25 protein-coding genes are annotated in these 24,709 nt (G+C 70.7%); 10 read left to right on the top strand and 15 right to left on the bottom strand.

The features are described from left to right. Positions 1-64: 64 nt before the first annotated feature. The 4 genes from BMW88_RS06645 to BMW88_RS06630 are packed head-to-tail and all read left to right on the top strand — an operon-like array spanning position 65 to position 4,050. Entirely contained in the window at positions 65-847 is a 783-nt protein-coding gene (locus BMW88_RS06645; RefSeq protein ID WP_089949720.1) for a GNAT family N-acetyltransferase, read from the top strand. 25 nt (positions 848-872) lie between these two features. Further along, the gene (locus tag BMW88_RS06640) at positions 873-2,312 is read left to right on the top strand and encodes a GuaB1 family IMP dehydrogenase-related protein (RefSeq protein WP_089950219.1); all 1,440 of its coding nucleotides are present in this window, start codon (positions 873-875) and stop codon (positions 2,310-2,312) included. Positions 2,313-2,314: 2 nt separating this feature from the next. Beyond that, the gene (locus BMW88_RS06635; protein ID WP_089949719.1) at positions 2,315-3,268 is read left to right on the top strand and encodes an ABC transporter ATP-binding protein; all 954 of its coding nucleotides are present in this window, start codon (positions 2,315-2,317) and stop codon (positions 3,266-3,268) included. Beyond that, positions 3,265-4,050: an ABC transporter permease gene (locus tag BMW88_RS06630; protein WP_245777605.1), complete on the top strand. Its 786-nt coding sequence runs from the start codon at positions 3,265-3,267 to the stop codon at positions 4,048-4,050. Before BMW88_RS06635 ends, BMW88_RS06630 begins: the two co-directional genes overlap by 4 nt. A gap of 51 nt (positions 4,051-4,101) precedes the next feature. Here the strand turns inward: BMW88_RS06630 and phoH2 are convergent, their stop codons facing one another. Together phoH2 and BMW88_RS06620 are read right to left on the bottom strand one after the other, a co-directional pair. Further along, positions 4,102-5,406, bottom strand: coding sequence for an RNA 5'-3' helicase PhoH2 (gene phoH2, locus BMW88_RS06625; protein ID WP_425434634.1), 1,305 nt, complete (start codon positions 5,404-5,406; stop codon positions 4,102-4,104). A 387-nt stretch (positions 5,407-5,793) separates the two neighbouring features. Further along, a complete protein-coding gene (locus BMW88_RS06620; protein WP_089949716.1) occupies positions 5,794-7,044 on the bottom strand; it encodes a DUF885 family protein in 1,251 nt (416 codons plus the stop codon). Positions 7,045-7,272: 228 nt separating this feature from the next. Here BMW88_RS06620 and BMW88_RS06615 point away from each other — a divergent pair, with 228 nt between their 5' ends. Next, positions 7,273-7,548, top strand: a complete 276-nt coding sequence (locus BMW88_RS06615; RefSeq protein WP_245777604.1) for a hypothetical protein — start codon at positions 7,273-7,275, stop codon at positions 7,546-7,548. A gap of 89 nt (positions 7,549-7,637) precedes the next feature. Further along, on the top strand, positions 7,638-7,913 hold the full coding sequence (locus tag BMW88_RS06610) for a hypothetical protein (RefSeq protein WP_089949714.1): 276 nt from the start codon (positions 7,638-7,640) through the stop codon (positions 7,911-7,913). A 58-nt stretch (positions 7,914-7,971) separates the two neighbouring features. On the opposite strand, the gene BMW88_RS06605 is transcribed toward BMW88_RS06610, so the two are convergent. Next, positions 7,972-8,754: an isoprenyl transferase gene (locus BMW88_RS06605; RefSeq protein ID WP_089949713.1), complete on the bottom strand. Its 783-nt coding sequence runs from the start codon at positions 8,752-8,754 to the stop codon at positions 7,972-7,974. Positions 8,755-8,831: 77 nt separating this feature from the next. Between BMW88_RS06605 and trhA the strand changes: the two genes are divergently transcribed. After that, positions 8,832-9,500, top strand: a complete 669-nt coding sequence (gene trhA, locus BMW88_RS06600) for a PAQR family membrane homeostasis protein TrhA (protein WP_089949712.1) — start codon at positions 8,832-8,834, stop codon at positions 9,498-9,500. Positions 9,501-9,516: 16 nt separating this feature from the next. Continuing rightward, positions 9,517-9,894: a hypothetical protein gene (locus tag BMW88_RS06595; RefSeq protein WP_089949711.1), complete on the top strand. Its 378-nt coding sequence runs from the start codon at positions 9,517-9,519 to the stop codon at positions 9,892-9,894. 25 nt (positions 9,895-9,919) lie between these two features. Here the strand turns inward: BMW88_RS06595 and BMW88_RS06590 are convergent, their stop codons facing one another. Next, positions 9,920-11,314: a class II fumarate hydratase gene (locus BMW88_RS06590; RefSeq protein WP_089949710.1), complete on the bottom strand. Its 1,395-nt coding sequence runs from the start codon at positions 11,312-11,314 to the stop codon at positions 9,920-9,922. A 62-nt stretch (positions 11,315-11,376) separates the two neighbouring features. Here BMW88_RS06590 and BMW88_RS06585 point away from each other — a divergent pair, with 62 nt between their 5' ends. Then, positions 11,377-12,345: an NAD(P)/FAD-dependent oxidoreductase gene (locus BMW88_RS06585; RefSeq protein ID WP_089949709.1), complete on the top strand. Its 969-nt coding sequence runs from the start codon at positions 11,377-11,379 to the stop codon at positions 12,343-12,345. A 130-nt stretch (positions 12,346-12,475) separates the two neighbouring features. Here BMW88_RS06585 and BMW88_RS06580 read toward each other — a convergent pair whose 3' ends face one another. From BMW88_RS06580 to BMW88_RS06545, 8 genes are all read right to left on the bottom strand, one after another. Further along, positions 12,476-12,886, bottom strand: a complete 411-nt coding sequence (locus tag BMW88_RS06580) for a L,D-transpeptidase (RefSeq protein ID WP_089949708.1) — start codon at positions 12,884-12,886, stop codon at positions 12,476-12,478. Between the two features lie 89 nt (positions 12,887-12,975). Next, positions 12,976-13,482: a L,D-transpeptidase gene (locus tag BMW88_RS06575; RefSeq protein WP_089950218.1), complete on the bottom strand. Its 507-nt coding sequence runs from the start codon at positions 13,480-13,482 to the stop codon at positions 12,976-12,978. A gap of 143 nt (positions 13,483-13,625) precedes the next feature. Next, complete coding sequence (locus tag BMW88_RS06570) at positions 13,626-14,396, bottom strand: S1 family peptidase (protein ID WP_089949707.1); 771 nt, start codon at positions 14,394-14,396, stop codon at positions 13,626-13,628. Positions 14,397-14,527: 131 nt separating this feature from the next. Continuing rightward, positions 14,528-15,568 (bottom strand): class II fructose-bisphosphatase, encoded by a 1,041-nt coding sequence (gene glpX / locus BMW88_RS06565; protein WP_089949706.1) that lies wholly within the window; start codon positions 15,566-15,568, stop codon positions 14,528-14,530. 67 nt (positions 15,569-15,635) lie between these two features. Continuing rightward, on the bottom strand, positions 15,636-15,851 hold the full coding sequence (locus tag BMW88_RS06560) for an exodeoxyribonuclease VII small subunit (RefSeq protein WP_090099824.1): 216 nt from the start codon (positions 15,849-15,851) through the stop codon (positions 15,636-15,638). Beyond that, complete coding sequence (locus tag BMW88_RS06555; protein ID WP_089949705.1) at positions 15,848-16,192, bottom strand: hypothetical protein; 345 nt, start codon at positions 16,190-16,192, stop codon at positions 15,848-15,850. Before BMW88_RS06555 ends, BMW88_RS06560 begins: the two co-directional genes overlap by 4 nt. Continuing rightward, positions 16,182-17,432 (bottom strand): exodeoxyribonuclease VII large subunit, encoded by a 1,251-nt coding sequence (gene xseA, locus BMW88_RS06550; RefSeq protein ID WP_089949704.1) that lies wholly within the window; start codon positions 17,430-17,432, stop codon positions 16,182-16,184. The genes BMW88_RS06555 and xseA overlap by 11 nt, the downstream gene beginning before the upstream one ends. Beyond that, positions 17,429-17,932, bottom strand: coding sequence for a lipid droplet-associated protein (locus BMW88_RS06545; RefSeq protein ID WP_089949703.1), 504 nt, complete (start codon positions 17,930-17,932; stop codon positions 17,429-17,431). Before BMW88_RS06545 ends, xseA begins: the two co-directional genes overlap by 4 nt. A 64-nt stretch (positions 17,933-17,996) precedes the next feature. Here BMW88_RS06545 and BMW88_RS06540 point away from each other — a divergent pair, with 64 nt between their 5' ends. Further along, a complete protein-coding gene (locus tag BMW88_RS06540; protein WP_177220976.1) occupies positions 17,997-18,941 on the top strand; it encodes a 4-hydroxy-3-methylbut-2-enyl diphosphate reductase in 945 nt (314 codons plus the stop codon). Here BMW88_RS06540 and BMW88_RS06535 read toward each other — a convergent pair. The 3 genes from BMW88_RS06535 to BMW88_RS06525 form a co-directional block, all read right to left on the bottom strand. After that, a complete protein-coding gene (locus tag BMW88_RS06535) occupies positions 18,938-22,357 on the bottom strand; it encodes an nSTAND1 domain-containing NTPase (RefSeq protein ID WP_143115990.1) in 3,420 nt (1,139 codons plus the stop codon). The two genes, BMW88_RS06540 and BMW88_RS06535, sit on opposite strands and share 4 nt — an antisense overlap. Positions 22,358-22,897: 540 nt before the next feature. Next, complete coding sequence (locus BMW88_RS06530) at positions 22,898-23,632, bottom strand: DUF6542 domain-containing protein (protein ID WP_245777603.1); 735 nt, start codon at positions 23,630-23,632, stop codon at positions 22,898-22,900. An 89-nt stretch (positions 23,633-23,721) separates the two neighbouring features. Then, entirely contained in the window at positions 23,722-24,633 is a 912-nt protein-coding gene (locus BMW88_RS06525) for a DNA recombination protein RmuC (RefSeq protein ID WP_089949700.1), read from the bottom strand. Positions 24,634-24,709: the final 76 nt, after the last annotated feature.

Raw genomic sequence — 24,709 nt, 5'->3', positions numbered from 1 at the left:
CACCGCCCGCTCCAGCGGGGAAAATCGGGTGCGACGCCCCGGCGCCCGCCACTAGCGTCGCCCGGTGACCGACGCTGCCGCGCTGCTCAGCGCGTTCGACGCCCAGGCCCGTCCCGCCGAGTGGGAGTTCCCCGAGGGGGACGCCACGGTCGACCGGGACGGTCCGCTGTTCCGGGTGTCCTGGCCGAACCGGCGGGGTTTCGTGGCCGGGCCGCCCGACCTCGGCGTCGAGGGCGATGCGCTGGACGAGCTCATCGCCCGGCAACGCGACTTCTTCACCGCGCGCCGCCAGTCCGCCGAGTGGAAGACGTGGAGCCACGACCGGCCCGCGGACCTGCCGGACCGGCTCGTCGCGGCCGGGTTCACCCCGGAGGACACCGAGACCGTCGTCATCGGACTGGCCGAGGACATGGTCGCGCCGGTGCCCCTCGACGGGATCGTCCTGCGGGAGACGCGGCACTGGGCGGACATCCAGCGGCTCGTGGCCGCGTCGTCCGAGGCGTTCGGCAAGGACGTGAGCTTCCTCATCGACTACCTGATCGCCAAGAAGGACGATCCGGACACCGTCATCGTCGTCGCCGAGGCCGAGGGGCGGATCGTGTCGTCCGCGCGGCTGGAGATCGTTCCGGAGACGGACTTCTGCGGGCTGTGGGGTGGCTCCACGCTGCGGGAATGGCGTGGCCGGGGCATCTACCGGGCCCTCGTCGCGCACCGGGCGCGGGTGGCGCTCGCCCGTGGCCGGAAGTACCTGCAGGTCGACGCGAGCGAGGACAGCCGGCCGATCCTGGAGCGCCTCGGGTTCGTGCCCGTCACCACGACCACGGGGTTCGTGTGGCGGCCCCGGTGACGTGCTGCGGGTATCGTGGAAGCACGTGCGGTTCATCGAAGGGCATCGGCCCTCTTACGACCTGACCTACGACGACGTGTTCCTCGTCCCCGGCCGCAGTGCCGTGGAGTCGCGGTTCGGCGTCGACCTCTCCACTTCGGACGGCACCGGGGCCACGATCCCGATCGTCGTCGCCAACATGACGGCGGTGGCCGGACGGCGGATGGCGGAGACCATCGCGCGGCGCGGCGGGCTCGTCGTGATCCCGCAGGACGTGCCGACCGAGGCCGTGGCGGAGATCATCTCCTGGGTCAAGGAGCGGCACCCCGTCTGGGACACCCCGCTCACGCTCACCACGGGCGACGCGGTGGCCGACGCGTGGAACCTGCTGCACAAGAGGGCGCACGGCGCGGTTGTCGTGGTGGACGGCGGCGGCCGGCCGCTGGGCGTGGTCGACGAGGCCGCGCTCACGGGCGTCGACCGGTTCGCGCGCCTCGGCGACGTGATGAACACCGACGTCCTCCAGCTCCCCCTCGGCACGAAGCCGCAGGACGTGTTCGACCGGCTGCACCACAGCACCCACCGGATCGCGCTGGGCGTCGACGCCCAGCAGCGGCTCAGCGGGGTGCTGACCGAGCTGACGGCGTTGCGGGCGGAGGTCTACCGGCCCGCCACCGACGACGCGGGCAAGCTGCGGATCGCGGCCGCGGTCGGGGTCAACGGGGACGTCAGGGCCAAGGCCGAGGCGTTGCTCAAGGCGGGCGTCGACGTGCTGGTCGTGGACACCGCGCACGGGCACCAGGAGAAGATGATCACCGCGCTCAGGGCGGTCAGGGAGGCGAACCCGCACGTGCCGATCGCGGCGGGCAACGTCGTCACCGCCGAGGGCGTGCGGGACCTGGTCGAGGCCGGTGCGGACATCATCAAGGTCGGCGTCGGGCCGGGCGCGATGTGCACCACGCGGATGATGACCGGCGTCGGCCGCCCGCAGTTCTCCGCCGTCGCCGAGTGCTCGGCCGAGGCGCGCAGGCTCGGCAAGCACGTGTGGGCCGACGGCGGCGTGCGGCACCCGCGCGACGTCGCGCTGGCCCTCGCGGCGGGGGCCGCCAGCGTCATGGTGGGGAGCTGGTTCGCGGGCACCTACGAGTCGCCCGGCGACCTCCAGCACGACGAGCGCGGCAACCTCTACAAGGAATCCTTCGGCATGGCCTCGAAGCGGGCCGTGACGGCGCGCACGCGCAGCGACAACGCGTTCGACCGGGCCAAGAAGGGGCTGTTCGAAGAGGGCATCTCCACCTCGAGGATGCGCCTCGACCCCGTCCGGCCGAGCGTGGAGGACCTGCTCGATGCGATAACCTCCGGCGTTCGCTCGGCCTGCACGTACGCCGGCGCGACCTCGTTGGAGGAGTTCCACGCCAGGGCTGTTCTCGGCATCCAGTCGGCGGCTGGGTTCGCGGAGGGCAGGCCCTTGCCGGGGGGATGGTGAGGATGGACGCGGCGGTCGAGGTCAGAGAGCTCCGCAAGGTCTACAAGACGGGGCAGAAACCGGCGGTGGACGGGTTGAGCTTCACCGTCCGCCGCGGTGAGGTCTTCGGTTTGCTCGGGCCGAACGGCGCCGGCAAGACGACCACGGTCGGCGTGCTGACCACGCGCGTCCGCCCCACCTCGGGGCAGGCGTTCGTGGAGGGCGTCGACGTGGTCGCGGACTCCCGGCGCGCCCGGCAGCTCCTCGCCGTCGTGCCGCAGCGCAACAACCTCGACCGCTCGCTCAACGCGCGGCAGAACCTGCTGTTCCACGCGGCCTACCACGGCATCGGGCCGGTGGAGCGCAAGAAGCTCGCCGACGACATCATCGAGCGGATGGGGTTGAAGGACCACCAGAACGCGCTCGTGGACACGTTGTCGGGCGGTCAGGCACAACGGCTGATGATCGCCCGCGCGCTCATGCACCGCCCGAAGGTGCTGTTCCTCGACGAGCCGAGCACGGGTCTCGACCCGCAGGCCAGGCTCTTCGTCCACGAACGCGTCGCCGCTCTGCACGCGGAGGGCGTCACGGTCGTGCTCACCACGCACGACATGGACGAGGCCGCCAAGCTGTGCGACCGCGTCGGCATCGTCGACCACGGCAAGCTGCTCACGCTGGACACGCCGGTCGAGCTCACCAAGAACCTGCCCGGCAGCAACACGGTCAGCGTCACGGTGAGCCCGAACGGCCACGAGCCGGCGAAGACCACCCAAGCCCTGTCCGAAGTGGACGGCGCGCAGCGGGTGGAGGAGGTTGGTGGGATGTACCGCGTCTACACCGACTCCGACACCGCGGTCACGCTGCCCGCGGTGCTGAACGTGCTGCGGGACCTGGACGTCGTCGTGAGCGACGTCGCGATCGGCAAGCCCAGCCTGGAAGACGTCTTCATCCACCTGACCGGCAGGGAGCTGCGGTGAGCCGACCTGGAGTGACCCAGCTCCGCACGTTCAACGCGATCCTGTGGCGCGACGTCTTCGTCACGGGCCGCGAGCTGCCGAGCTTCCTCGCGCAGGTGATCATCCAGCCGTTCTTCATCCTCTTCATCTTCGCGAAGGTGCTGGGGGACATCGGCTACGTCCAGGACGACTTCGCGCAGGTGCTGCTGCCCGGCATCATCGCGATGAACGGGTTCCTGGGCGCGTTGCAGAACACGACGCTGCCGCTGGTGCTCGACTTCTCGTGGACGCGGGAGATCGAGGACAGGCTGCTCGCGCCGATCTCCATCCCGCTCGTCGCGGTGGAGAAGATCGTGTTCGGCGCGATCCGGGGGTTCGTCGCGGCCGTGCTGATGGTGCCGGTCGGGTTCGTGATGCTCGACGTCTCCTGGGCGTGGGAGGGGATTCCCGGAGCGTTGCTGGTGATCGTCCTCGGCTGCCTGGCCGGCGGCTCGGTCGGCATGGTCATCGGCACGTCGGTGCCCGCGCGCCGGGTCAACGTGATGTTCGCGGTGATCCTGACGCCGTTGCTGTTCACCGGGTCCGCGCAGTTCCCGTGGCGGTCGCTGAGCGACGACCTGCTGTGGTTCAAGGTGGTCTGCGCGCTCAACCCGCTGACGTACGTGAGCGAGGGCATGCGGGCGGAGCTGGTGCCCGCCGTGCCGCACATCCCGTTGCCGGTCGTGCTGGCCGTGCTCGTCGTGGCGATCGCCGGGTTCGGCGGGCTCGGCCTGCGCGGCTTCATGAAGCGCGCGCTCGACTGAGCGGGAGAACGGCCCCGCGAGGTGCGCGGGGCCGTTCCACTCAGGACATCGCTAGGAGGCGTAGTCCTCCAGCATCTCCGTGACGAGAGCCGCGATCGGCGAGCGCTCCGAGCGGGTCAGGGTGACGTGGGCGAAGAGCGGGTGGCCCTTCAGCTTCTCGATCACCGCCGCCACACCGTCGTGCCGGCCCACCCGCAGGTTGTCGCGCTGCGCCACGTCGTGCGTCAGCACCACCCGCGAGTTGCTGCCCAGGCGGGACAGCACGGTCAGCAACACGTTGCGCTCCAACGACTGCGCCTCGTCGACGATCACGAAGGAGTCGTGCAGCGAGCGGCCGCGGATGTGGGTGAGGGGCAGGACCTCGAGCATCCCGCGGTCCATCACCTCTTCCACGACCGCCTGGCTCACCAGCGCGCCGAGGGTGTCGAACACCGCCTGCGCCCACGGCCCCATCTTCTCGTTCTCGGTGCCCGGCAGGTAGCCGAGCTCCTGGCCACCGACCGCGTACAACGGCCGGAAGACCACGACCTTGCGGTGCTGCCTTCGTTCCATCACCGCTTCGAGGCCGGCGCACAGCGCCAGCGCCGACTTGCCGGTGCCCGCACGTCCGCCCAGCGAGACGATGCCGACCTCCGAGTCGAGCAGCAGGTCCAGGGCGATCCGCTGCTCGGCGGACCTCCCGTGCAGTCCGAACGCCTCCCGATCCCCGCGCACCAGCCTGATCTGCTTGTCCGCGGTCACCCGGCCCAGAGCGCTCGACGTGCCCGCCAGCAACCGCAGTCCGGTGTGGCAGGGCAGCTCGGCGATGTGCCCCAGGTCCTCGTACTGGGTGGGGTCGACGACGTTCTCCTTGAACAGGCTGTCCACCAGGGACTGGGGAACGTCCAGATCGGACATCCCCGTCCAGCCGGACAAGGTGACGTCGTGCGCCCGGTACTCCTCCGCCGGCAGGCCGACCGATCCGGCCTTGACCCGCAGCGGCATGTCCTTGGTCACCAGGGTGACGTTGCGCCCCTCAGCAGCGAGGTTGAGGGAGCACGCGAGGATCCGGGCGTCGTTGGAGTCGGTTCGGAAACCTGATGGCAACACCTCCGGGTCGGAGTGGTTGAGCTCGACGTGCAAGGTGCCTCCCAGATCCCCGATGGGGATCGGCGAATCGAGGCGACCATGCCGCAAGCGCAGGTCGTCGAGCAGGCGCAGGGCCTCCCTCGCGAACCAGCCGAGTTCGGGGTGGTGGCGCTTGCCCTCCAGCTCGCTGATCACCACGAGCGGGAGCACGACCTCGTGCTCCGCGAACCTGGTGGCGGCGAGCGGGTCGGACAGCAGTACCGACGTGTCCAGCACATAGGTCGTGATGGCTGGAGCGGCGGACTTGCGCCGGGAGGAAGAACTGCGCGATGAGCCTGAGGAACGGCTCGCGGGACGTCGTGCGTTCACGGCAACTCCCTCACGAACGCGGCACCCGCGTCCGCTCCTCGCTGGGCCAGGCACCACCCTGATCGGTCGTCTCGCCTTCCGCCGTGTGGCGTCAGGCAGGTCGACCACGAGGGCCGGGTGCCGGCCCCCTCGCGACGTTCGTTGCCACGATCAGAGCCTCCCTGCGCGGTCCGCAGTGGTCGCGTCCCGCCGGTTTCGAAGTTACCTGTGGAAGTGCCCCAACGGCACGAAGCCACACAGGTGAATCCCGAGTTGTCATCTGCCGGAAAACAACCCGAAACGTGACCGCAGCCGTGTTGTCGCTGGTCAGGTGCTGTTCTCGTGGGTGTCGCGAGCGAGCCACGACAGTTCGTCCCGCACCTGGTTTTCCACTGATTCCGGGACGAGCGGCTCGTCGAGGAGTCTCAGGTAGCGGGAGTCGAGCGACTCGCCGGGCGTGCGGATGTCCAGCCAGGTCCGCACGAGACGCACTCCTTCGACGTACGTCGTGGTGTACGCGCGCCACAGCGGATCTGCCAGAAAGCGGACCATCTGCCGGGCCCGAGGTTCTGGGACAAGCAACCACCTGCACAGATAGGCAACGACGTCATCCTGGTCAGCGCCACGGTCGTGGAGCAGCAGGGCGGCGTCCTGTCGCACGGTGAGCAGCCCGGACGCCGCCGTTTCGACCTTTTCGGACAGATCGCCGTCCATTCGCAACCCCAGGTCGCCGAGGACCCGCTCCGCCCAGACGCCCCAGCCCGGCCCCACCGCGGCGTGCAGGCCCAGTTCCGCCATGCCCTCGGCCATCAGGCACTGCGGCGTGTTGATCAGGAAGATCGACTGCTCGGCGTGGCCGCGCTTCGCGACCAGGCCCGCGTCCTTGCGGCAGTGCTCGGTGTGGTGACCGGGGTAGGACTCGTGCGCGACCAGGTGCGGCAGGTTCGACATGCGGTGGCCCAGGTCGGCGTTGATCGCGACCCTGCTGCGGTAGCCGCCGAGGTAGTAGTTGAAGCCGCTCCACGGCTTGTTCGTGACGACCTGGTACTCGACGATCTCCTGCTCGGGCAGCGCGTACTTCTGCCGCACGCGGTCCCGCAGCGCGCTGGAGAGGGCCTGCACGGCGCCCTGGAGCCGCCGCGCGGGCACCTCGTCGGTCGTGCGGAACGCGTGGAGGCGGTCGCGCAGCGGGCCCTGTCCGCCGAGGACGACGCCGAGATCGCGGTGGGCCTGCGCGTAGGCGTCCTCGTCGCCGGGCCGGATGCGCACCTGGAAGTACCGCTGGACCTCGTCGACGAACGCGATGCGCTCGCCGGCGAGCTTGCGGGCGGTGCACTCCAACGCCCGCAGGTGCGCGTCGAGGAACTGTTTGCGCTGGTCGGTGAGGTCGCTGCCGGGAACCTCCGCGCGCAAGCTCCGCGCGTGCCCGCCGAGTGCCCCGGGGTGCAGGCGCGGTTCGTTGCCGACGGCCCGGCGCAGCGCGGGATCGCCGGTGAACGAGTCGACGAAGCCCGGCACCAGGCGCCCGAGCCGCAGCCCGAGCACCAGGTATCCGCGCACCAGCTCGTCGGCGTCCATGGTTCGAAGAGAGTAGAGCGTCTACCACTACGTCTTGCCCGCCACCGATCAGCGAATGGGTGATCACCTGATCGGGGATTGTTGTTGATCTTGCTGTCACTCGATGGGGTCACACGGGCAGCGGATTGACAGCAACGCAGATAGCGTTCCCGCATGGAGACCCCGTCCTCCGGAGATCCCCGAAGACTCCGGAATTGACGTGGATAACTCGACATGAAGGAGAATCACGTGAAGAAGGCTTGTGCCGCGGTCGCTGCCGCAGCCGCACTGTCGCTCGCGTTCGCACCGGCCGCCATGGCCGGCGAGGGTCACGACGGGCACGGCGGTCACGGTGGTCACCACTGGACGAACGGCTCGCTGCTGGTTCTCCTGAACGGCAACAACGTCAACGGCACCGTCGGTGCCTGCGGCAACAACGTCGGTGTCCTGGGTGCCGCCGTGCCGATCAACTCGCCGCAGATCACCGAGACCTGCGCCGCGGGCGGCATCGTCGACGAGGGCTGATTCCCCTCTTTTGTTCTGCGTCTGGGGGCGTCATTCATGGCGCCCCCAGGTCCATTCAAGCCGATTTACACCTTCATGAGGAGAAAATCATGCTGAAGCAGGCTGGTGCCGCTCTCGCCGTGGCCGCCGCATTCCTTGCCGTCGGTTCGCCCGCGATGGCGGACCCGGGTTACCACTGGAACAACGAGCCGCTGCTCGTCGTCGGCAACGCCAACAACGTGAACGTGACCGCCGGCGTGTGCGGCAACAACGTCGGCGTGCTGGGCGCGGCGGTGCCGATCAACTCCCCGTCCATCACCGAGACCTGCGCCGCCAGCTACATCGAGGACGGCGACGACTTCGGCCACTGGGGCCACGACGACTGACACCGGTCGCCTTCGCTCGAAGGGGCGCTCACCTCGCGGTGGGCGCCCCTTCGTCGTCTCAGCTGCCGTACCTGCGGTGGCGCTTGGCGTACTCGCGCAGGGCCCGCAGGAAGTCGGTGCGCCGGAAGCCGGGCCAGTAGGCCTCGCAGAACCAGAACTCCGAGTGCGCCGACTGCCAGAGCATGAACCCGGAGAGCCGCTGCTCGCCGGACGTGCGGATGATCAGGTCGGGATCCGGCTGCCCGGACGTGTAGAGGTGCTCCGCGATGTGGTCGACGTCGAGGACCTCGGCCAGCTCCTCGATGGTGCCACCGCGCTCGGCGTGCGACTGCAGGAGCTTGCGGACGGCGTCGGCGATCTCCTGCCGCCCGCCGTACGCCACGGCGACGTTGACCTGGATGCCGCTGCGGTCCTTGGTGCGCGCCGCGGCGCTCGTGAGCCGTTCGGCGTGCTCGGCGGGCAGCATGTCGATGGCGCCGACGTGCCGGACGCGCCACGGCTTGCCGTCCCCGGCCAGCTCGTCGGTGATGTCCGCGATGATGTCGAGCAACGGCGCGAGCTCGTCGGCGTCCCTGTTGAGGTTGTCGGTGCTCAGCATCCAGAGCGTGACGACCTCGACCTGGGCGTCACCGCACCAGTCGAGGAGTTCGAGGATCTTCCGCGCGCCGGCCCGGTGGCCGTCGGCGACGTCCGTGAAGCCGGCCTCCCTGGCCCACCTGCGGTTGCCGTCGAGGACCACGCCCACGTGCTTGGGCACCTGGGACGTCCCGCTCAGCTCGCGCCGGAGAATCCACTCGTAGAAGTGGATAGCGACGTCTTTCACACGAGTGCGGAGTGCCACGTCCGAACAGCGTACGCCGTGCAAGCTTCATCACTGAGCCGTGGTCGGAAACCTACGGTCGCGTAACCTGGTGTCCTGTGACGACGAGCCTTCCTCCCCAGCCCGGACTGCGGCCGCGCTTGCGTGGGTGGCTGCACCTCTGGTCCTTCGTCGCCTCGGTGGCGACCGGCGCGACGCTGATCGCCCTCGCGGCGTCCACGGTGTCCGCACGCGCCGCCCTGGCCACCTCGGTCTACGGCCTGACGGTCCTCGGCCTCTTCGGCGTCTCGGCGCTGTACCACCGCGTGACGTGGACGTCCGAGCGCGTCCGCACGTGGATGAAGCGCCTCGACCACTCGATGATCTTCGTGTTCATCGCCGGCACCTACACCCCGTTCGCGCTGCTGGCGATGAACCCGGGAACCGGACGCGTCGTGCTCACCGTGGTGTGGGTCGGCGCCGTGCTGGGCGTGACGCTGAAGCTGGCGTGGCCGCACGCGCCCCGGTGGCTCGGGGTGCCGATCTACATCGCGCTGGGGTGGGTCGCGGTGTTCGTGCTGCCCGAGCTGCTGCACCACGCCGGGGTCGCGGCCCTGGTGCTGCTGCTGGTGGGCGGGGCTCTCTACACCGTCGGGGCGGTCTTCTACGCGACCCGGTGGCCCAATCCGTGGCCGCAGGTCTTCGGCTACCACGAGTTCTTCCACGCCGCGACCGTGGTGGCGGCTCTCTGCCACTACATCGCCATCTGGCTCGCGATGTACTCCTGACCCGGCGTTGGCCGCCATGCTCCGCGTTGTGTGCCAGGCCGTCCGGTGGTTGGACGACGAGTTCCCCGGCACGCTCGAGGTTCGGCTCACCGACGCGCACGGGACCGTGTGGAGCCTGGTGGACAAGGCCCCGGTCTTCATCGACCCGTCGCTGACACCCGAGGTCGTGCTCCCGGTCGACGTCGAGGTCGCCTGCGAGGTCGTGCGGGTCGACGGTGAGTCGGTCACGGTGTCCACCGCGCGGCCGTGGGGCGTGGCGACCGCGGACGGCTTCGACGAGTTCCGGGTGACGCTCCACCAGCTCGTGGACGGCGCCACCGATGACGAGGTGACGGTGGTGAGCGGCCGGAGAGATCCGTCCCGGGGTGCGGAGGAACCGGTCGCCGAGGCCTGACCCCGGCGACCGGCCGCGGGAAACCTCAACGACCCCCGCGCGCCATGTGCAGCACGTCCAGGGCGGCGTCGAGCTGCTCCTCGGTGAGCTTCGACGGCACGTGGCCGCGTTCCAGCACCACCTCGCGGATCGTCTTGCGCTCCTTCAGCGACTGCTTGGCGATCGACGCCGCCTCCTCGTAGCCGATGTAGCGGTTGAGCGGGGTGACGATCGACGGTGACGACTCGGCGTACTCGCGCATCCGGTCGACGGCGGGCTCGGCGCCGGCGAGGACCTTGTCGGCCAGCAGGCGGGCCACCGCGGCCAGCAGGCGGGACGACTCCAGGACGTTGCGGGCGATGACCGGGAGCATCACGTTGAGCTGGAAGTTGCCCTGCGAACCGGCGAACGCGACGGTCGCGTCGTTGCCGATGACCTGGGCCACGACCATCATCGTGGCTTCGGAGATCACCGGGTTGACCTTGCCCGGCATGATCGACGAACCCGGCTGCAGGTCGGGCAGGGCCAGCTCGCCGAGGCCCGTGCGGGGGCCGGAGCCCAGCCAGCGGAGGTCGTTGGCGATCTTGAACAACGCGACGGCGCACGCTCGGAGCTGGCCGGAGATCTCCACCACGCCGTCCTGCGTCGCCTGCGCCTCGAAGTGGTCGCGGGCCTCGACCAGCGGCAGGCCGGTCGCCGAGGCGAGCTCCGCGGCGACGCGGGCGCCGAAGCCGTCGGGTGCGTTCAGGCCGGAGCCGACCGCCGTGCCGCCGATCGGGAGCTCCGCCAGGCGCGGGACGGACGACGAGAGCCGTTCCGCGGAGTAGCGGACCTGGGAGGCCCAGGCGCCGGCTTCCTGGCCCAGCGTCACCGGCACGGCGTCCATGAGGTGGGTCCTGCCGGACTTGACCAGGTCGGCCCACTCCGCGGCGCGGGCCTCCAGCACGCCCAGCAGGTGCTCCAGCGCCGGGATCACGTCGGTCACCACGGCTTCGGTGGCGGCGACCCGCAGGGTCGTCGGGAACGTGTCGTTGGACGACTGCGAGGCGTTCACGTGGTCGTTCGGGTGGACGTCGCGGCCCAGCGAACGGGTCGCCAGGGTGGCGATGACCTCGTTGGCGTTCATGTTCGAGGAGGTGCCCGAACCCGTCTGGAAGACGTCGACCGGGAAGTGCGCGTCCCACCGGCCGGCGGCGACCTCGTCGGCGGCGGAGGCGATGGCCGCCGCCACGTCGTCGGGCAGGACGCCGAGCTGGGCGTTCACCCTGGCCGCGGCGCCCTTGAGCAGGCCCAGGGCCCTGATCTGGGCCCGTTCCAGGCCTCGACCGGAAATCGGGAAGTTCTCGACCGCGCGTTGTGTTTGGGCGCGCCACAATGCGTCGACCGGCACGCGGACTTCACCCATCGTGTCGTGCTCGACGCGGTACTCCTGTTCAGACATACCCCGAGTCTCTATCGTCGATCACAGCACTGCCACCCACCACTGGCAGAAGGGCGCCACTCATGGAGCATGACGTCGACCTCCTCATCGTGGGCGCTGGTCCCACGGGGCTGTTCGCCGCGTACTACGCGGGCTTCCGGGAAATGAACGTCGCCGTGGTCGACGCCCTCCCGGAACCGGGCGGCCAGGTCACGGCGATGTATCCGGAGAAGATGATTTTCGACGTGGCCGGGTTCCCCGCGGTCCGCGGGCGCGACCTCGTCAGCGGTCTGGTGGAGCAGGCGGGGCAGTTCAAGCCGACGTACCTGCTCGGCCGCCAGGCGCGCACGCTGGAGTCCATTGAGGACGGTCTGCGGATCGGGCTCGCGGACGGCTCGGTGATCAACACGAAGGCGGTGCTGATCACGGCGGGCATGGGGGAGTTCAACCCGCGTCCGCTGCCGGCGGGCGACGGCTGGCTGGGGCGCGGCATGGTGCACTTCGTGCCGGTGCTGGCCGAGCACGCCGGGCAGCACGTCGTGATCGTGGGCGGTGGCGACTCGGCGTTCGACTGGGCGCTGGCGTTGCACCCGATCGCCGCCAGCGTCACGATCGTGCACCGCCGCGCCAACTTCCGGGCGCACGCCGCCACCGTCCGCCAGGTGCGGGAACTCGGCGTCGAGATCATCACCGACGCCCAGGTCCTGGCGCTGCGCGGCGAACCGCTGTCCGAAGTGGACGTCCAGGTCAAGGGTCAGGACCCGAAGACGCTGCCCGCGCAGACGGTCGTCGCGGCGCTCGGGTTCACGGCCGACCTCGGGCCGATCGAGTCGTGGGGACTCGAGCTCGACCACCGCGCGGTCGTCGTCGACACCACGATGAAGACCAAGCTGGACCGCGTCTACGCGGCGGGTGACGTCGCGCAGTACCCCGGCAAGGTCAAGCTCATCGCCACCGGGTTCGGCGAGGCGGCCACCGCCGTCAACAACATCGCGGTCCTGCTCAACCCGGCCGCGCACCTCTTCCCCGGGCACTCGAGCGACGGCAGCTGAGCGTGCCCGGCCGTGGCGGCACGACCGCGGGCGGGACGGCGCACCGGCTGGCTGCCCACCGGCCTCGTCGGCGCGTCTCCACGAGGGGACGCTACGACGGGAGCCGGTGGGCAGCCATCGGTGGGACAACTTATGGCAGCACCTGGACCTGCTCGCCGATCATGAGGTTGTCGTAGAAGACCTGCGAGGCCTCCGCGGACAGCCGGATGCAGCCGTGCGACTGGACGTTCGTGTCACCCTGGTGGAACGCGATGCCGGTCGTGGTGAAGTACACCGCGTTCGGCATCGGGCCGTTGTAGGGGACGCTCCAGTCGTTCTTCACCTTGCGCAGCACCGAGAACGTGCCCACCGGGGTCTCGTACCCCGGCTTGCCGTGGCTGATCGGCACCGGGCCGTAGCTCGTCTTGCCGTTGTGGACCAGCCACGCCCGGTTGGAGTGCTTCTCCAGGCACGCTCCGTTGTGGACGGTGCATCCCGCCTGAGCCTGCGCGGGTACCGCGAAACCGAGGATCAGGAGCACCGTCGCGATCAGAACTCGCATCTCTCATCACCCCTCGGTAGTGGAGTAACCACTGCGGGGTGAGCTAAATCATCGTTTTATGGAAGTGTCCGATCGCGCTGTGGACGGACTCAGGCGACGACCTGGACGGTCTCGCCGATCGAGAGGTTCTGGAAGTAGTACCGCGCCGACGCCGGGTCGAGGTGGATGCAGCCGTGCGACGGCTCGGTGAGCGAGCCCTCGTGGAACGCGATGCCGCTCTCGGTGAAGTACGTCGACCACGGCATCGGCCCGTTGTAGGGCCTGCTCCACTCGTCCTTCACCTTGCGCAGCACCGGGAAGTCACCGAGGGGCGTCTCGAAGCCCTTGCGCCCGTGCGTGATCGGCACCGGTCCGTAGACGATCTTGTCACCGCGCACGACCCAGGTCTGGTTCGTGGAGAGCTGGATGCAGGCGCCGTCGCTGATGGCGCACGGCGTCGGCTTCACGACCGGCGGCGGTGGCGGGGGAGGCGGTGCGGAGGACGCCGGTGCCGCCGAGGACGACGGCGGAGGTGGTGGCGCGGCCGGAGTCTCGGCCCGCACGGCTCCTTGCGCGCATCCCGCCACGAACGTCAACGCGACTGCCGCGAGCAGCATCCGCATCTCGCACCCCCCTTGGTGGTTCATCCTTTGCCGAAGTAGACGGCAGGAGCACCAGCGGGGTTGCAACGCGGAAGGCCCGCCCCCATAACGGTTGGGAGACGGGCCTTCCTGCTGCGTTCAACTCTTGATCGGACCGGTCACACGGTCCCGGCGTACTGGCTGATCCACGAGCGGAAGTACGGGACGTCCACGTAGATCGACGGAGCGGTCGCGCAGGTCGCGCCGCCACCGGAACGGCTGGTCGCGCCGATCAGCTCCCAGCGGCCGTTCACCGACTTCACCTGCGGGCCACCCGAGTCGCCGTAGCAGGCGCCCTTGTTGCCACCGGTGTTGTTGGTGCAGATCTCCGAGGCGGCGCTGATGCCGGCGCACCGGCTGTCCGTCACGATCGAGGTGTTGAGCTCCTGCAGGGTGATCGGAGCGGAGCCGCAGCCGCGGGTCGGGCAGGTCTGGCCCCAGCCGATGATGCGGGTGGCGGTGCCGACCGGGCCGGACGTGGCCGACACGGCGGCGGGGGCCTGGCTGACCGAGGTGTTGAGCTGCACCAGCGCGAGGTCCGCGGACGGGTGCGTGACGATCCGGGACGCGCCGGTCGTCGTGCCACCGCTGGTGCGGTTGGTCGTGCCGATCCGGGTGCGGATCGACGCGGCGGACGAGCCCTGGACGCAGTGCTTCGCCGTGACGACCCAGTTCGCCTTGATCAGCGTGCCGCCGCAGAAGTGGCTGCCGGAGGTGCTCTGCAGGGACACCATCCAGGAGTAGACCTGCGTGGCGTTGGTGCCGCCGACGATCATCGGCGAGACCTCGCCGTCCGCGGTGGGAGCCGGAGCCGCGGTGGCCGCGGCGGCCGAGGCGAGCAGGGCGCCGGCGGCCACGACGACCGCGGAGAACAACGAACGTGCCCTCATCGTTGAGTTCCTTTCCCGAACCCGGCGCAGGGTTGCCGGGGTCAGGACAGGAAACTAGGGACGAAAGCGACCCGTCACCAGGGTCACTCGGAGGATGACCGCCCGTTAACGGTTCACAGCTTCCCGCGGGCTCACGGCAGCGGCTGCTGCACGTTCTCCGGCAGGTCGAAGTCGACCGAGGCGTATTCGCGCAGCTTGTGCAGGCTGTGGAAGCCGTCGATCATGCGCACGGTGCCGGACTTGGACCGCATCACGATCGACTGGGTCGTGCAGCCGCCCGCCCGGTAGTGCACACCGCGCAGCAGGTCGCCGTCGGTGACGCCGGTGGCGCAGAAGAAGACGTTGTCCCCGCCGACGAGGTCGTTCGTGGTGAGCACGCGGGACAGGTCGTGGCCCGCGCCCATCGCCTTCTCGCGCTCCTCGTCGTCCTTGGGCCACAACCGGCCCTGGATCGCGCCGCCGACGCACTTGAGCGCCGCCGCCGCGATGATGCCCTCCGGCGTGCCGCCGATGCCCACGAGCATGTCGACACCCGACGTGGGGCGCGCGGCCGAGATGGCGCCCGCGACGTCGCCGTCGGAGATGAAGTGGATGCGGGCACCCGCCTCGCGCACCTCGCGCACGATCCGCTCGTGGCGCGGCCGGTCGAGGATGCACACGTTCACGTCGGAGACGTCGCTGTGCTTGGCCTTCGCGACGCGGCGGATGTTCTCCGCGAGCGGCGCGGTGATGTCGATGACGTCGGCCGCCTCCGGGCCCACGGCGAGCTTCTCCATGTAGAACACGGCGGAGGGGTCGAACATCGCGCCGCGCTCGGCCACGGCCAGCACGGCCAGCGCGTTCGGCATGCCCTTGGACATCAGCGTGGTGCCGTCGATCGGGTCGACCGCGACGTCGCACTCGGGGCCCTCGCCGTTGCCGACCTCCTCGCCGTTGAACAGCATGGGCGCCTCGTCCTTCTCGCCCTCGCCGATCACGACGACACCGCGCATCGAGACGGTGTGGATCAGCTTGCGCATCGCGTCGACCGCGGCGCCGTCACCGCCGTTCTTGTCGCCGCGTCCCACCCACCGGCCGGCGGCCATCGCCGCTGCCTCGGTGACGCGCACGAGCTCCAGTGCCAGGTTCCGGTCAGGGGCTTCGCGACGTCGTTCCGCGGGGGTGTTCACCATTGCGCGCCTCCATGCGACTACTCAGCGTGCCGGAAGTTGTGATCGGCAACTGAATCCTCGCACGGGATCACGCGTCCGAAACGTCCTCCTCGACCACGGCGAGAGCTGCATCGATTCGCTCCCGCGCACCGGCGAGATGCTGCTCACACGTCTTGGCGAGCGCCTCCCCGCGTTCCCACAGCGCGAGCGAGTCCTCGAGCGAGAGGCCACCGGCCTCCAGCTTGCGGACCACCTCGACCAGCTCGTCGCGGGCGGCTTCGTAACCCAGTGTCTCCGAACTCACGCGGATTGGCTCCTCAGGCGGCTCAGCACGGTCGCGACGGCCAGGTCGTACCCGACCAGCGCCTCCGCGAACTCCTCGCCGTCACCTTCTCGCACCGCCTCGTCGATGAGCGCCTCGGCCTCCGCGACGCGCCGGTACTGCACCGTGCCCGCGGTGGCCTCGCTCAGGTCGTGCAGCGTGAGGATCAGCGTGCGGCGGCCGGTGGTGTCGCAGTCGCCCACCATCGCCGTCCAGCACTCCGCCGCGGCCCGGTTCGCCGCCTCCGCCTTGGTGCGCAGGCCCGAGCCGCACGAGCCGGCCGCCTCCATGGTGAGGGGCAGGAACACGGCATCACGCATCATCGGTACCTCCCCCTTCCGTGTCCGAATCCGGGCTGGTGACCACCGCCCGCACTGCTCCGTCAACGACGCGCACCCGCAGTTGTGTTCCGCTCGGCGCGTCCGCGACGGACCGCAGCACGCCGTCGGGGCCGTCGGGTGTGACGAGTTGCACAACGGCGTATCCGCGGGCCAGCGTGGCGGCTGGTCCGAGGGTCGTCAAGCGGGCTTTGGTCCCGGAGAGGTGGACGTCCTCCCGATCGAGACGTTGCGTGACGGCTCGGCGTCCCTGGTCCCGAAAGCGCTTCACTTCCTCGGCACGGCGCTCCAGCGGGCCGTGCGGATCGGAAAGTACTGGTCGGGAGCGCAGGGCGTCGAGCAGTTTCCGTTCCCGGTCCACCCAGCCGTGCAGCGCCCGGCGGCCGCGGTCGCGCATCTGCCGAACGCGTTCACCCTCCTCGGCGACATCGGGAACCACCCGTTTGCCCGCGTCGGTGGGCGTCGAACAACGCACGTCAGCGACGTGGTCGAGCAGCGGGGTGTCCGGTTCGTGCCCGATCGCCGACAGCACCGGCGTGCGGCACGTGGCGACCGCGCGGCACAGCGCCTCGTCGGAGAACGGCAGCAGGTCCTCCACGCTGCCGCCGCCGCGGGCGATGATGATCACATCGCACTCGGGGTCGCGTTCCAAAGTGGACAGTGCGGTCATCACCTGCGGCACCGCAGTCGGGCCCTGCACGGCGACGTTGATGACGCGGAAGTGCGCGCCGGGCCAACGGTTCCGCGCGTTCGTGAGCACGTCGCGCTCCGCCGCCGACGCGCGGCCGGTGATGAGCCCGATCTTGTTCGGCAGGAACGGCGGCCGGCGCTTGCGGCGCGGGTCGAACAGCCCCTCGGCGTGCAGCAGCTTGCGCAACCGCTCGATGCGCGCGAGCAGCTCGCCGATGCCCACGGCGCGGATCTCGTCGGCGCGCAGGGACAGCGTGCCGCGGTTCGGGTAGAAGCTGATCTTCCCGTGCGCGATCACCCTGCTGCCCTCGGTGAGCTGCAGCTCGCGGATCATCCCGGCGTTGCAGGTGATCGACATGGACATGTCGACGCTCGGGTCGCGCAGCGTCAGGAACGCCGTGGAGCTGCGCGCGTTGAGCTGCGTGACCTGGCCCTCCACCCAGACGTCGCCGAGGCGGTTGATCCAGTCGAGGAGCTTGCGGGCGACCGTCCGCACCGGCCACGGGTTCTCCGGAGTGGATTTCTCCCCAGTCACGATTGGGCTTTGACCGTCGCGATCCGCCGGTTCAGCATGCCGACGAACTCCGGCCTCGACTCGTGCGCCTGCTCGTAGCGCAACAGCTCCTCGAGCTGCGCCACGCCGAGGTTGCGCAGCCGGGCGCGCAACTGGGCGATCGACAGCTCGTCGTAGGACGGCAGGAACTCGGGCATCTCGGCGATCGCCCGCTCCTCTTCCTCCCACGGGTCGTCAGCGGGCGCCTCCACGGTCACCGGGGCCGTGGTGACGGAGGTCTCGTCCTCGTCGAACGTCGCCCATTCCGGCTCTTCCTCGGCGGGCCGCAGTCCGGAGAGGACGTCGTCGCCCTTGATGGCGAGTTCGGTCACATGCTGCTGGACGCGCATGGACAGCTGCATCGCCTCGCTGACCACCGTGAGGGGGAGTCCGGCGAGCTGCCGGGGCAGCTTGCGCGCCTGTTCGAGGGCGGTCACCGCGAGGCCGGCGGCGACCCGGACACCCAATGGCAGTGGCTTCATGCCGTCTAGCCTGCCGCACCCGCGCGTCTAATGCCTAGGAATGAGCACTGGGTACCCTGGAGGCATGCCCAAGCGAGTCCTGTTGGCGAAGCCGCGTGGTTACTGCGCGGGCGTTGATCGTGCCGTGGAGACGGTCGAGCGCGCTCTCGAGCAATACGGCGCACCCGTCTACGTGCGCAAGGAGATCGTCCACAACAAGTACGTCGTGGAGACCCTGTCCGACCGCGGTGCCATCTTCGTCAACGAGACGGACGAAGTTCCTGAGGGCGCACTCGTGGTGTTCTCAGCGCACGGCGTGTCGCCCGCTGTCCACGCGGAGGCGGAGCAACGCTCGTTGCGCACCATCGACGCGACGTGCCCCCTGGTGACGAAGGTGCACAAGGAAGCCGTGCGCTTCGCCCGCGAGGACTACGACATCCTGCTGATCGGCCACGAGGGCCACGAGGAGGTCGAGGGCACCGCCGGTGAGGCCCCCGACCACGTGCGGCTCGTCGACACCGCGGAGGACGCGGCGAAGGTCGAGGTGCGCGACCCGTCCAAGGTGGTCTGGCTGTCGCAGACGACGCTCTCGGTCGACGAGACCATGGTGCGCGTCCGGCAGCTCAAGGACCGCTTCCCGGAGCTGCAGGACCCGCCGTCCGACGACATCTGCTACGCCACCTCTAACCGCCAGACCGCGGTGAAGACGATGGCGCCCTCGTGCGACCTGGTGCTGGTCGTGGGCTCGAAGAACTCCTCCAACTCGGTCCGGCTGGTCGAGGTCGCGCTGCAGCACGGCGCCAAGGCCTCGTACCTGATCGACTACGCCAAGGAGGTCGACCTGGCGTGGCTCGAGGGCGTCGAGACGATCGGCGTCACGTCGGGCGCGTCGGTGCCGGACATCCTGGTGATGGAGCTGCTGAAGTTCCTCGAGGGACACGGCTACGGCGAGGTCGAGGAGATCACCACGGCGAACGAGAAGATCGCCTTCGCGTTGCCGCGCGAGCTCCGCAAGGACCTCGTCCGCTAGTCGATCGAGTCGAGGGCCTGGTCCACGGCCAGGCCCCACACGGCCACCCGGTCGGTGCCCGCGGACACCAGCGAGGTGCCGTCCGGCCGCCACGCGAGGTGGGTGACCGGCTGGCTGTGCCCGCGCAGCGTCGCCCAGGCCGAGCGGGTGGCAGGGTCCCACACGACGACGTCCCGGTCCCGGCCGCCACTGGCGAGCCGGGACGAGTCCGGGCTGAACTGCAGCGCCGTCACCGCCTGCGCGTGCCCGCGCAGCTCGCCCGTCTGCTCCCACGTCGTGGTGTCCCACAGCGCGATCAGACCGTTGTCGTCCCCTGTCGCGAGCGTCCTGTGGTCCGGTGAGATCGCCAACGCGCGCACAGGCCGACGATGCGGGCTTTGCAGCCCTTTCTCCACCCACGTCCTGATGTCGCGCACGCTGACACCGCCGTCCTCACGCCCGATCACGATCTCGTGGTCGGACCTGCCGAAGACGGCCGAGGTGCGGGTGCCCCACGCCAGCCCGCCGATGAGCGTCGGCCGCGCGCCGTCGGCGACGGGCCACACGCCGTCCGGGACCTCACCGCCGACGGTGAGCAGCGAGGTGCCGCTGAACTCCACCGCGACCGGCTGGTGCGCGTCGCTGGAGAACCCGAGCGTGGACAGGTTCGCGACGGGTTTGCCCGTCGCCACCTCGCGCACCGAGAGCGGTGACCCCGTCGCGACGAGCTCGCGGTCCGGGCTGAACCGGCACATCCAGTTCTGGGCCGACCCGGTCTCCACCCGGCGCACGGTGCGCAGTTCGCTGTCGCGGTGTTCGATCACGCCCGCCTCGTCGACGGTCAGCACCGAGCCGTCGGCGTCGACCGCCAGCGCGCGCACCGGCTTCCCGGACGGCTTCGGCATGGTGGCGGCGGGCCAGAACCCGAGCGTGGTGTCCGTGAGGACGCCGAGCGAGCCGTCCGGGGCGAACGTCAAGGCGCGCACCGGTTCGCCGCCGGCGAGCGTGGCGAGCTCCGCGCCGCGGGCCAGGTCCCACAGGTGCACCCTGCCGTCCGGGCCCGCCGTGACGAGAACGGACTCGTCGGGGCTGACGGCGAGCGCCGTGACCGGGCCGGTGTGCGCCGGGAACGTCGTGATGATCGCGCCGGTCGCGGTGTCCCGCACCTGGACGAGGCCTTCGTCGGTGCTCACCGCCGCGTGCTCGCCGCCGGCCAGGAGGGACAGCCGGTGGATCACGCCGGAGCCGACCGAGAACCCGCCGGTCCGGTGCCGCGTGACCAGGTCCCACGTCGTGACCGAGTTGCCGGTGACGAGGGCCAGGGTCCGGTCGTCCTCGACGCTGAACGGTCCGTCGATCCGCCCGACCGGCAGGTGGTCGCGAACCCGGCGGGTGGTGAGGTCGACGTAGTCGCCGCCGACCAGCAGGGTGCGGCCGTCCCCGGTGAAGAAGACGCCGGCGGCCGGGCCCTGCCTGTCCAGCCGCGCGGGCCGGGCGTCGAGCGAGGCCCGCACGGTGACCGCCCCGTGGTTGTCGGACACGGCCAGCTTGCCGTCGTCGGACATGGACCAGGCGAAGACGTACCTGGACTCGTCCACCACCGGCACCGACTTGACCTGCTCGAAGGTCGTGGCGTCGTACACGTCCAGGTTGTGGGACCCCATCAGCGCGATGGTGCCGTTCGTGAACCGCATGCTCCATGCGCCGTTGTGCCGCAGCGTGCGGCTGATCCCGGCGGCCTCCGGGCTGATCTCGCGGCCGCGGGACTCCCCGGCCGCCGCGCTGAGCACCCGCCCGCGTGCCTCGACCGTCGGATACGTCCGGTACGCCTCCACGGCCGTCTGCGCGGCACGGTCGGGATCGCTGACCGAAAGCGCCTCGGACGTCTCGGCGAGCTGCTGGGACCTGCGCACGAGTTCGAGCCGGTCGACCTCGCGCCGTTGCTGCACGGCCACCACCGCGGTCGCCGTGGTGGCGAGCAGCAGGGCCGACAGCCCGGCCGCGACCCAGCGCTGGCGGCGGGAGCGGCGGCGTTCGAGGGTGCGGGAGGCGCCGAGGAACTCGCGTTCCGCACCGGTCAGCTCCGGCTCGGCGCGGGCGACCCACTCGGTCGTCTCGGCGAGCCTGGTGGAGCGGTAGAGCGAGCCGGTGTCGCGGCCCAGCTCCTGCCACGTGCGGGCGGCGTCGGTGAGCCTGCGGTGCGTCCGCAGGCCCTCGCGGTCCTCGTCGAGCCAGGCCCGCAGCCGGGGCCACGCCTGGAACAGCGCCTCGTGGGTGATCTCGACGGTGTGCCCGCCGACGGTGATGAGCCGGGTGCCGGCGAGGACGTCGAGGACCTCCTCGCCGACGACCTCCTGGCGCGGGATCGGGCGTTTGGCGCCGTCGGCGCCGAGGCGGAGCAGGAGGTGCTTGGCGAGGCGTTGCTGGTCGCCGTCGAGGGTGGCGAACGCGGCCTCGGCGCTCTGCGCGAGCGCGCCCTGGATGCCGCCCGCGGCCTGGTAGCCGGCGAGCGTGAGCGTGTTGCCGCGCCGGCGGTGCCACGTCTCGAGCAGGGCGTGCGAGACGAGGGGGAGCACGCCGCTGCGGCCGGCCGCCTCGGCCACGAGCGTGGTCAGCAGGGCCGTCTCGACCGTGCAGCCGACCGCGGCCGCGGGCTGGGTGATCGCGCGCCGCAGCTCGTCCGGTGTCATGGTGCCGAGGAGCACCTGGGCGTCGGTCAGCGCCTCCGCGAGCCCGGGGTGCTCGGCGCAGCGCGGGTAGAAGTCGGACCGGACGGCGATCACGCGGCGGCAGCGGGCGGCGAGCAGCCCGTCGAGGAAGGCCGCGCGCCGCACCTCGTCCTCGCAGAGCGTGAAGAGCTCCTCGAACTGGTCGACGACCAGCAGGTCCGGATCGCGTGCCAGCGCGTCGGCGAGGGCGGCGTCCGGGTCGGCGCCGGGCGTGCACACCACCGCGTTCGGGAACTTCGCCGCGATACCCGCCCTCAGCAACGACGACTTGCCCTCACCCGACGCGCCGAACACCGCCAGGAAGGGCTGCCTGCCGAGCCGGTCGAGCAACGTGTGCGTCAGCGCCTCACGGCCGAAGAAGCGGTCGGCGTCCTCGATCGTGAACGGGTTCAGCCCCGCGTACGGGGACGGCCCGTCGTGCGTGCGGCTCTGCGCCATCGCCACGGCGAGGTCGTGCCACCGCCTCTCCCACGCGGCCTCGTCGCCGTGGCACGCGCGGACGTACGCGAGCGTGACGTCCAGGCCCGGCAGCTTCCGGCCGCCCGCCGCGTCGGACAGCGTGCTGGCCGAGAAGTGCGCGCGCCGGGACAGCTCCCGGTAGCTCGGCCTCCCCGCGTCGGCGCGCAGTCGTCTCAAGTCTGCGGCGAACAGCAGCAGCGGACTGTCGCCCTCGTCCAGTGGACGTTCTCCCCTAGGCATCGAACTCATGCTGGCAGAGTGCGTGCTGGTCAGGGGGTTGTTGTCCGGGATCCGTTGTACGACGTTCGCGGGGCCGACCGCGGACAACCGATCAGCGCGCGGCGGGGTGGGTCCGGTTCGACGAGGGCCGCGGTTGGGACCTGTGGTCGGGAGTCGCGGTCGGGAGTTGCGGAGGAGGGGCGCTGCGGGGCCTTCGTGCTGGGGGTGTCCGCGTGCTGTTGCGGGGCCTTCAGGCCGGGTGTCCGGTGCTGCCGCGGGGGCCTTCAGATCGGATGTCCGGTGCTGCCGCGGGGGCCTTCAGACGGGCGTGCCCGGCCGCCGCCGCAACGCCCTCACCGGGCGTGTCCGAGTGCCGCCGCGACGCCTTCACGCCGGGTGTCCGCGTGCTGCTGCGGGACCTTCAGGCCGGTGTGTCCGGGTGCTGCCGCGACGCCTTCACGCCGGGTGTGTGCGTGTGCCGCAACGCCCTCACCGGGCGCACCCAGGTGCCGATGCCGTCTCCCAAGCCCTCGCCCGCGACCGTCGCGGACGAGCCGTGCGGGACGGGCTCTAGCGGTCCTCGCGCGGCCGGGGCTTGCGTCCCCCCGCGGGACGTTCGCCGCGCGCACCGTCCGGGCGCGGGCGGCGCGCGGGCGCGCCCTCGGGCCGAGGCCTGCGCGCCGGGGCGCCTTCCGCGCGTTCCTGGCGGGGGCGGCGCGGGCGGTCCTCGTCGGCGGCGGGGGCGGGGGTGGGGGCCTCCTCGCGGGGCTTGCGGGCGGGCTTGCCGCGCTGCTTGATCTCCGCCTTGGCCTCGCGGACCTCGTCCCTGGTCGGCCGGTTCGGGTCCTTCTGCGTGGCGATCCGCAGGATGCCCAGCGCGACCGTGACGGCGGTGGTGATGGCCATGACCGGGAAGCTGTCGATCAGCGGCTTGCCCAGGCCCAGGGCCATGGCCGACAGGCCGCCCTTCTGCACGCCGCCGGTCAGCAGCACGAGCGTGGGCACCGTCGCGGCGAGGACGAGCGGGGGCTGCACCATCGGCGCGAACAGGCTGCGGCGCTGCACCAGCAGGATCGCGGCCAGGGCACCGGCGAAGAACACCACGTTGAACGTCCAGCCGACGGTCTTGCTGGAGTTGATGTCGATGAACGCGCCGATGAAGGCCGGGACCAGGGCGCACAGGATGGCTGCCCACCAGGGGATGCCCTTGAACTCGCCGAAGATGGCCCGGTAGTTCCACGGAACCGCGTCGTAGTCTTCGACGTCGTCATCGAAGGCTGCTGAACGCTCGCGCAACTCGCTCACACCGCACACGGTAGCCGTTCGGCCATTCGGTGTTCGTCAGTCCGTTCGTTTCTCACCCAGATGCAACCCGCGGACACTCTCCGTGCGTTCTAAGCGGACTGCTCGTCCGCCCTTCGGACGAGCGGGAGGGGGGTCGGGGTGGCGGAGGCCTCCGTCAGCGGCTCGACGCTCGCCCGGAAGCCCTCCAGGGCGTCGAGCTCGCGGCGGCGCGCGGAGAGGAAGCGCTGCAGGTGGGTCGTGGAGAGGTTGACCGCCTCGATGGCGGTGTCGGCGGCCCGGTTCGCGCGGCCCGCCTGGAGCCTCACCTGCTCGACGTCCTCGGCCAGCGCCCGTTCCGTGACGGCGAACATCGCCGACGACGCGATCACGGCGAAGCCGGTCGGGCCGCACAGGAACACGCGGCGGTCCAGCAGCCACCGCAGCAGCTCCGGATCGGTGTCCAGGGCGGCGACGACCGCGCCGTCGTTGGGCACGAACATGATCGTGCCGTAGATGGCGTCGGCCCAGCGCTGGTAGCCCTTGCCGGCCAGTTCGGCGGCGCGGGAGCGGATGTTGCGGACGTGCACCCGCAGCGCGTCCTGGCGTTCCTGCGGGTCGTCGGTCTCGACCGCCTCCGCCCAGCAGGCCATGGACATCTTCGAGTCGACCGGGACCTGGCGGCCGCCGCCGACGTTGAGCACCATGTCCGGGCGCACCGCTCCACCGCCCGCGACGTCGGTCTGCAGCGTGTAGTGGAGGTTTTCCCTCAAGCCGAGTGCGCGCGCCGTCTCGACCAGCACCTGCTCGCCGAGCTCGCCGCGGCCGCTCACGCTGGAGAACGCCACTTCGTAGCGTTGCAAGGCTTGTTGCTGCGCGTCGTAGCGGGCGCGTTCGGCGCTGATGGCGTTGAGCGCCTCGTCGGTCCGCCGGACGCTGTCCTGGTACAGGCGCCAGACGAAGACCAGCGCCCCGGCGCTCACGAGCGCGAGGACGATGGAGGCGGTGATGATCACTGCGGTCACGGCACCGATGATGCTCCCCCACCGTCGTCCAACTCGATCGGGTGACACGCCGGGAACCCTCCCGGAGATTTGTCGG

Source organism: Lentzea xinjiangensis, assembly GCF_900110955.1.
Lineage (GTDB): Bacteria > Actinomycetota > Actinomycetes > Mycobacteriales > Pseudonocardiaceae > Lentzea > Lentzea xinjiangensis.
The sequence above is the reverse complement of the archived record's forward strand: the minus strand, read 5'-3'. Positions and strand labels throughout refer to the sequence as shown.

Excerpts from the sequence above, each read along its gene's own strand:
- BMW88_RS06555 (WP_089949705.1), bottom strand. The coding sequence starts at position 16,192 with ATGATGCGTGATGCCGTGTTCCTGCCCCTCACCATGGAGGCGGCCGGC.
- glpX (WP_089949706.1), bottom strand. The coding sequence starts at position 15,568 with ATGGTGAACACCCCCGCGGAACGACGTCGCGAAGCCCCTGACCGGAAC.
- BMW88_RS06535 (WP_143115990.1), bottom strand. The coding sequence starts at position 22,357 with ATGAGTTCGATGCCTAGGGGAGAACGTCCACTGGACGAGGGCGACAGT.
- BMW88_RS06540 (WP_177220976.1), top strand. The coding sequence starts at position 17,997 with ATGCCCAAGCGAGTCCTGTTGGCGAAGCCGCGTGGTTACTGCGCGGGC.
- BMW88_RS06570 (WP_089949707.1), bottom strand. The coding sequence starts at position 14,396 with ATGAGGGCACGTTCGTTGTTCTCCGCGGTCGTCGTGGCCGCCGGCGCC.
- BMW88_RS06620 (WP_089949716.1), bottom strand. The coding sequence starts at position 7,044 with ATGGACGCCGACGAGCTGGTGCGCGGATACCTGGTGCTCGGGCTGCGG.
- BMW88_RS06580 (WP_089949708.1), bottom strand. The coding sequence starts at position 12,886 with ATGCGAGTTCTGATCGCGACGGTGCTCCTGATCCTCGGTTTCGCGGTA.
- BMW88_RS06545 (WP_089949703.1), bottom strand. The coding sequence starts at position 17,932 with ATGAAGCCACTGCCATTGGGTGTCCGGGTCGCCGCCGGCCTCGCGGTG.
- BMW88_RS06575 (WP_089950218.1), bottom strand. The coding sequence starts at position 13,482 with ATGCTGCTCGCGGCAGTCGCGTTGACGTTCGTGGCGGGATGCGCGCAA.
- BMW88_RS06635 (WP_089949719.1), top strand. The coding sequence starts at position 2,315 with ATGGACGCGGCGGTCGAGGTCAGAGAGCTCCGCAAGGTCTACAAGACG.
- BMW88_RS06590 (WP_089949710.1), bottom strand. The coding sequence starts at position 11,314 with ATGTCTGAACAGGAGTACCGCGTCGAGCACGACACGATGGGTGAAGTC.
- BMW88_RS06595 (WP_089949711.1), top strand. The coding sequence starts at position 9,517 with ATGCTCCGCGTTGTGTGCCAGGCCGTCCGGTGGTTGGACGACGAGTTC.
- BMW88_RS06585 (WP_089949709.1), top strand. The coding sequence starts at position 11,377 with ATGGAGCATGACGTCGACCTCCTCATCGTGGGCGCTGGTCCCACGGGG.
- BMW88_RS06610 (WP_089949714.1), top strand. The coding sequence starts at position 7,638 with ATGCTGAAGCAGGCTGGTGCCGCTCTCGCCGTGGCCGCCGCATTCCTT.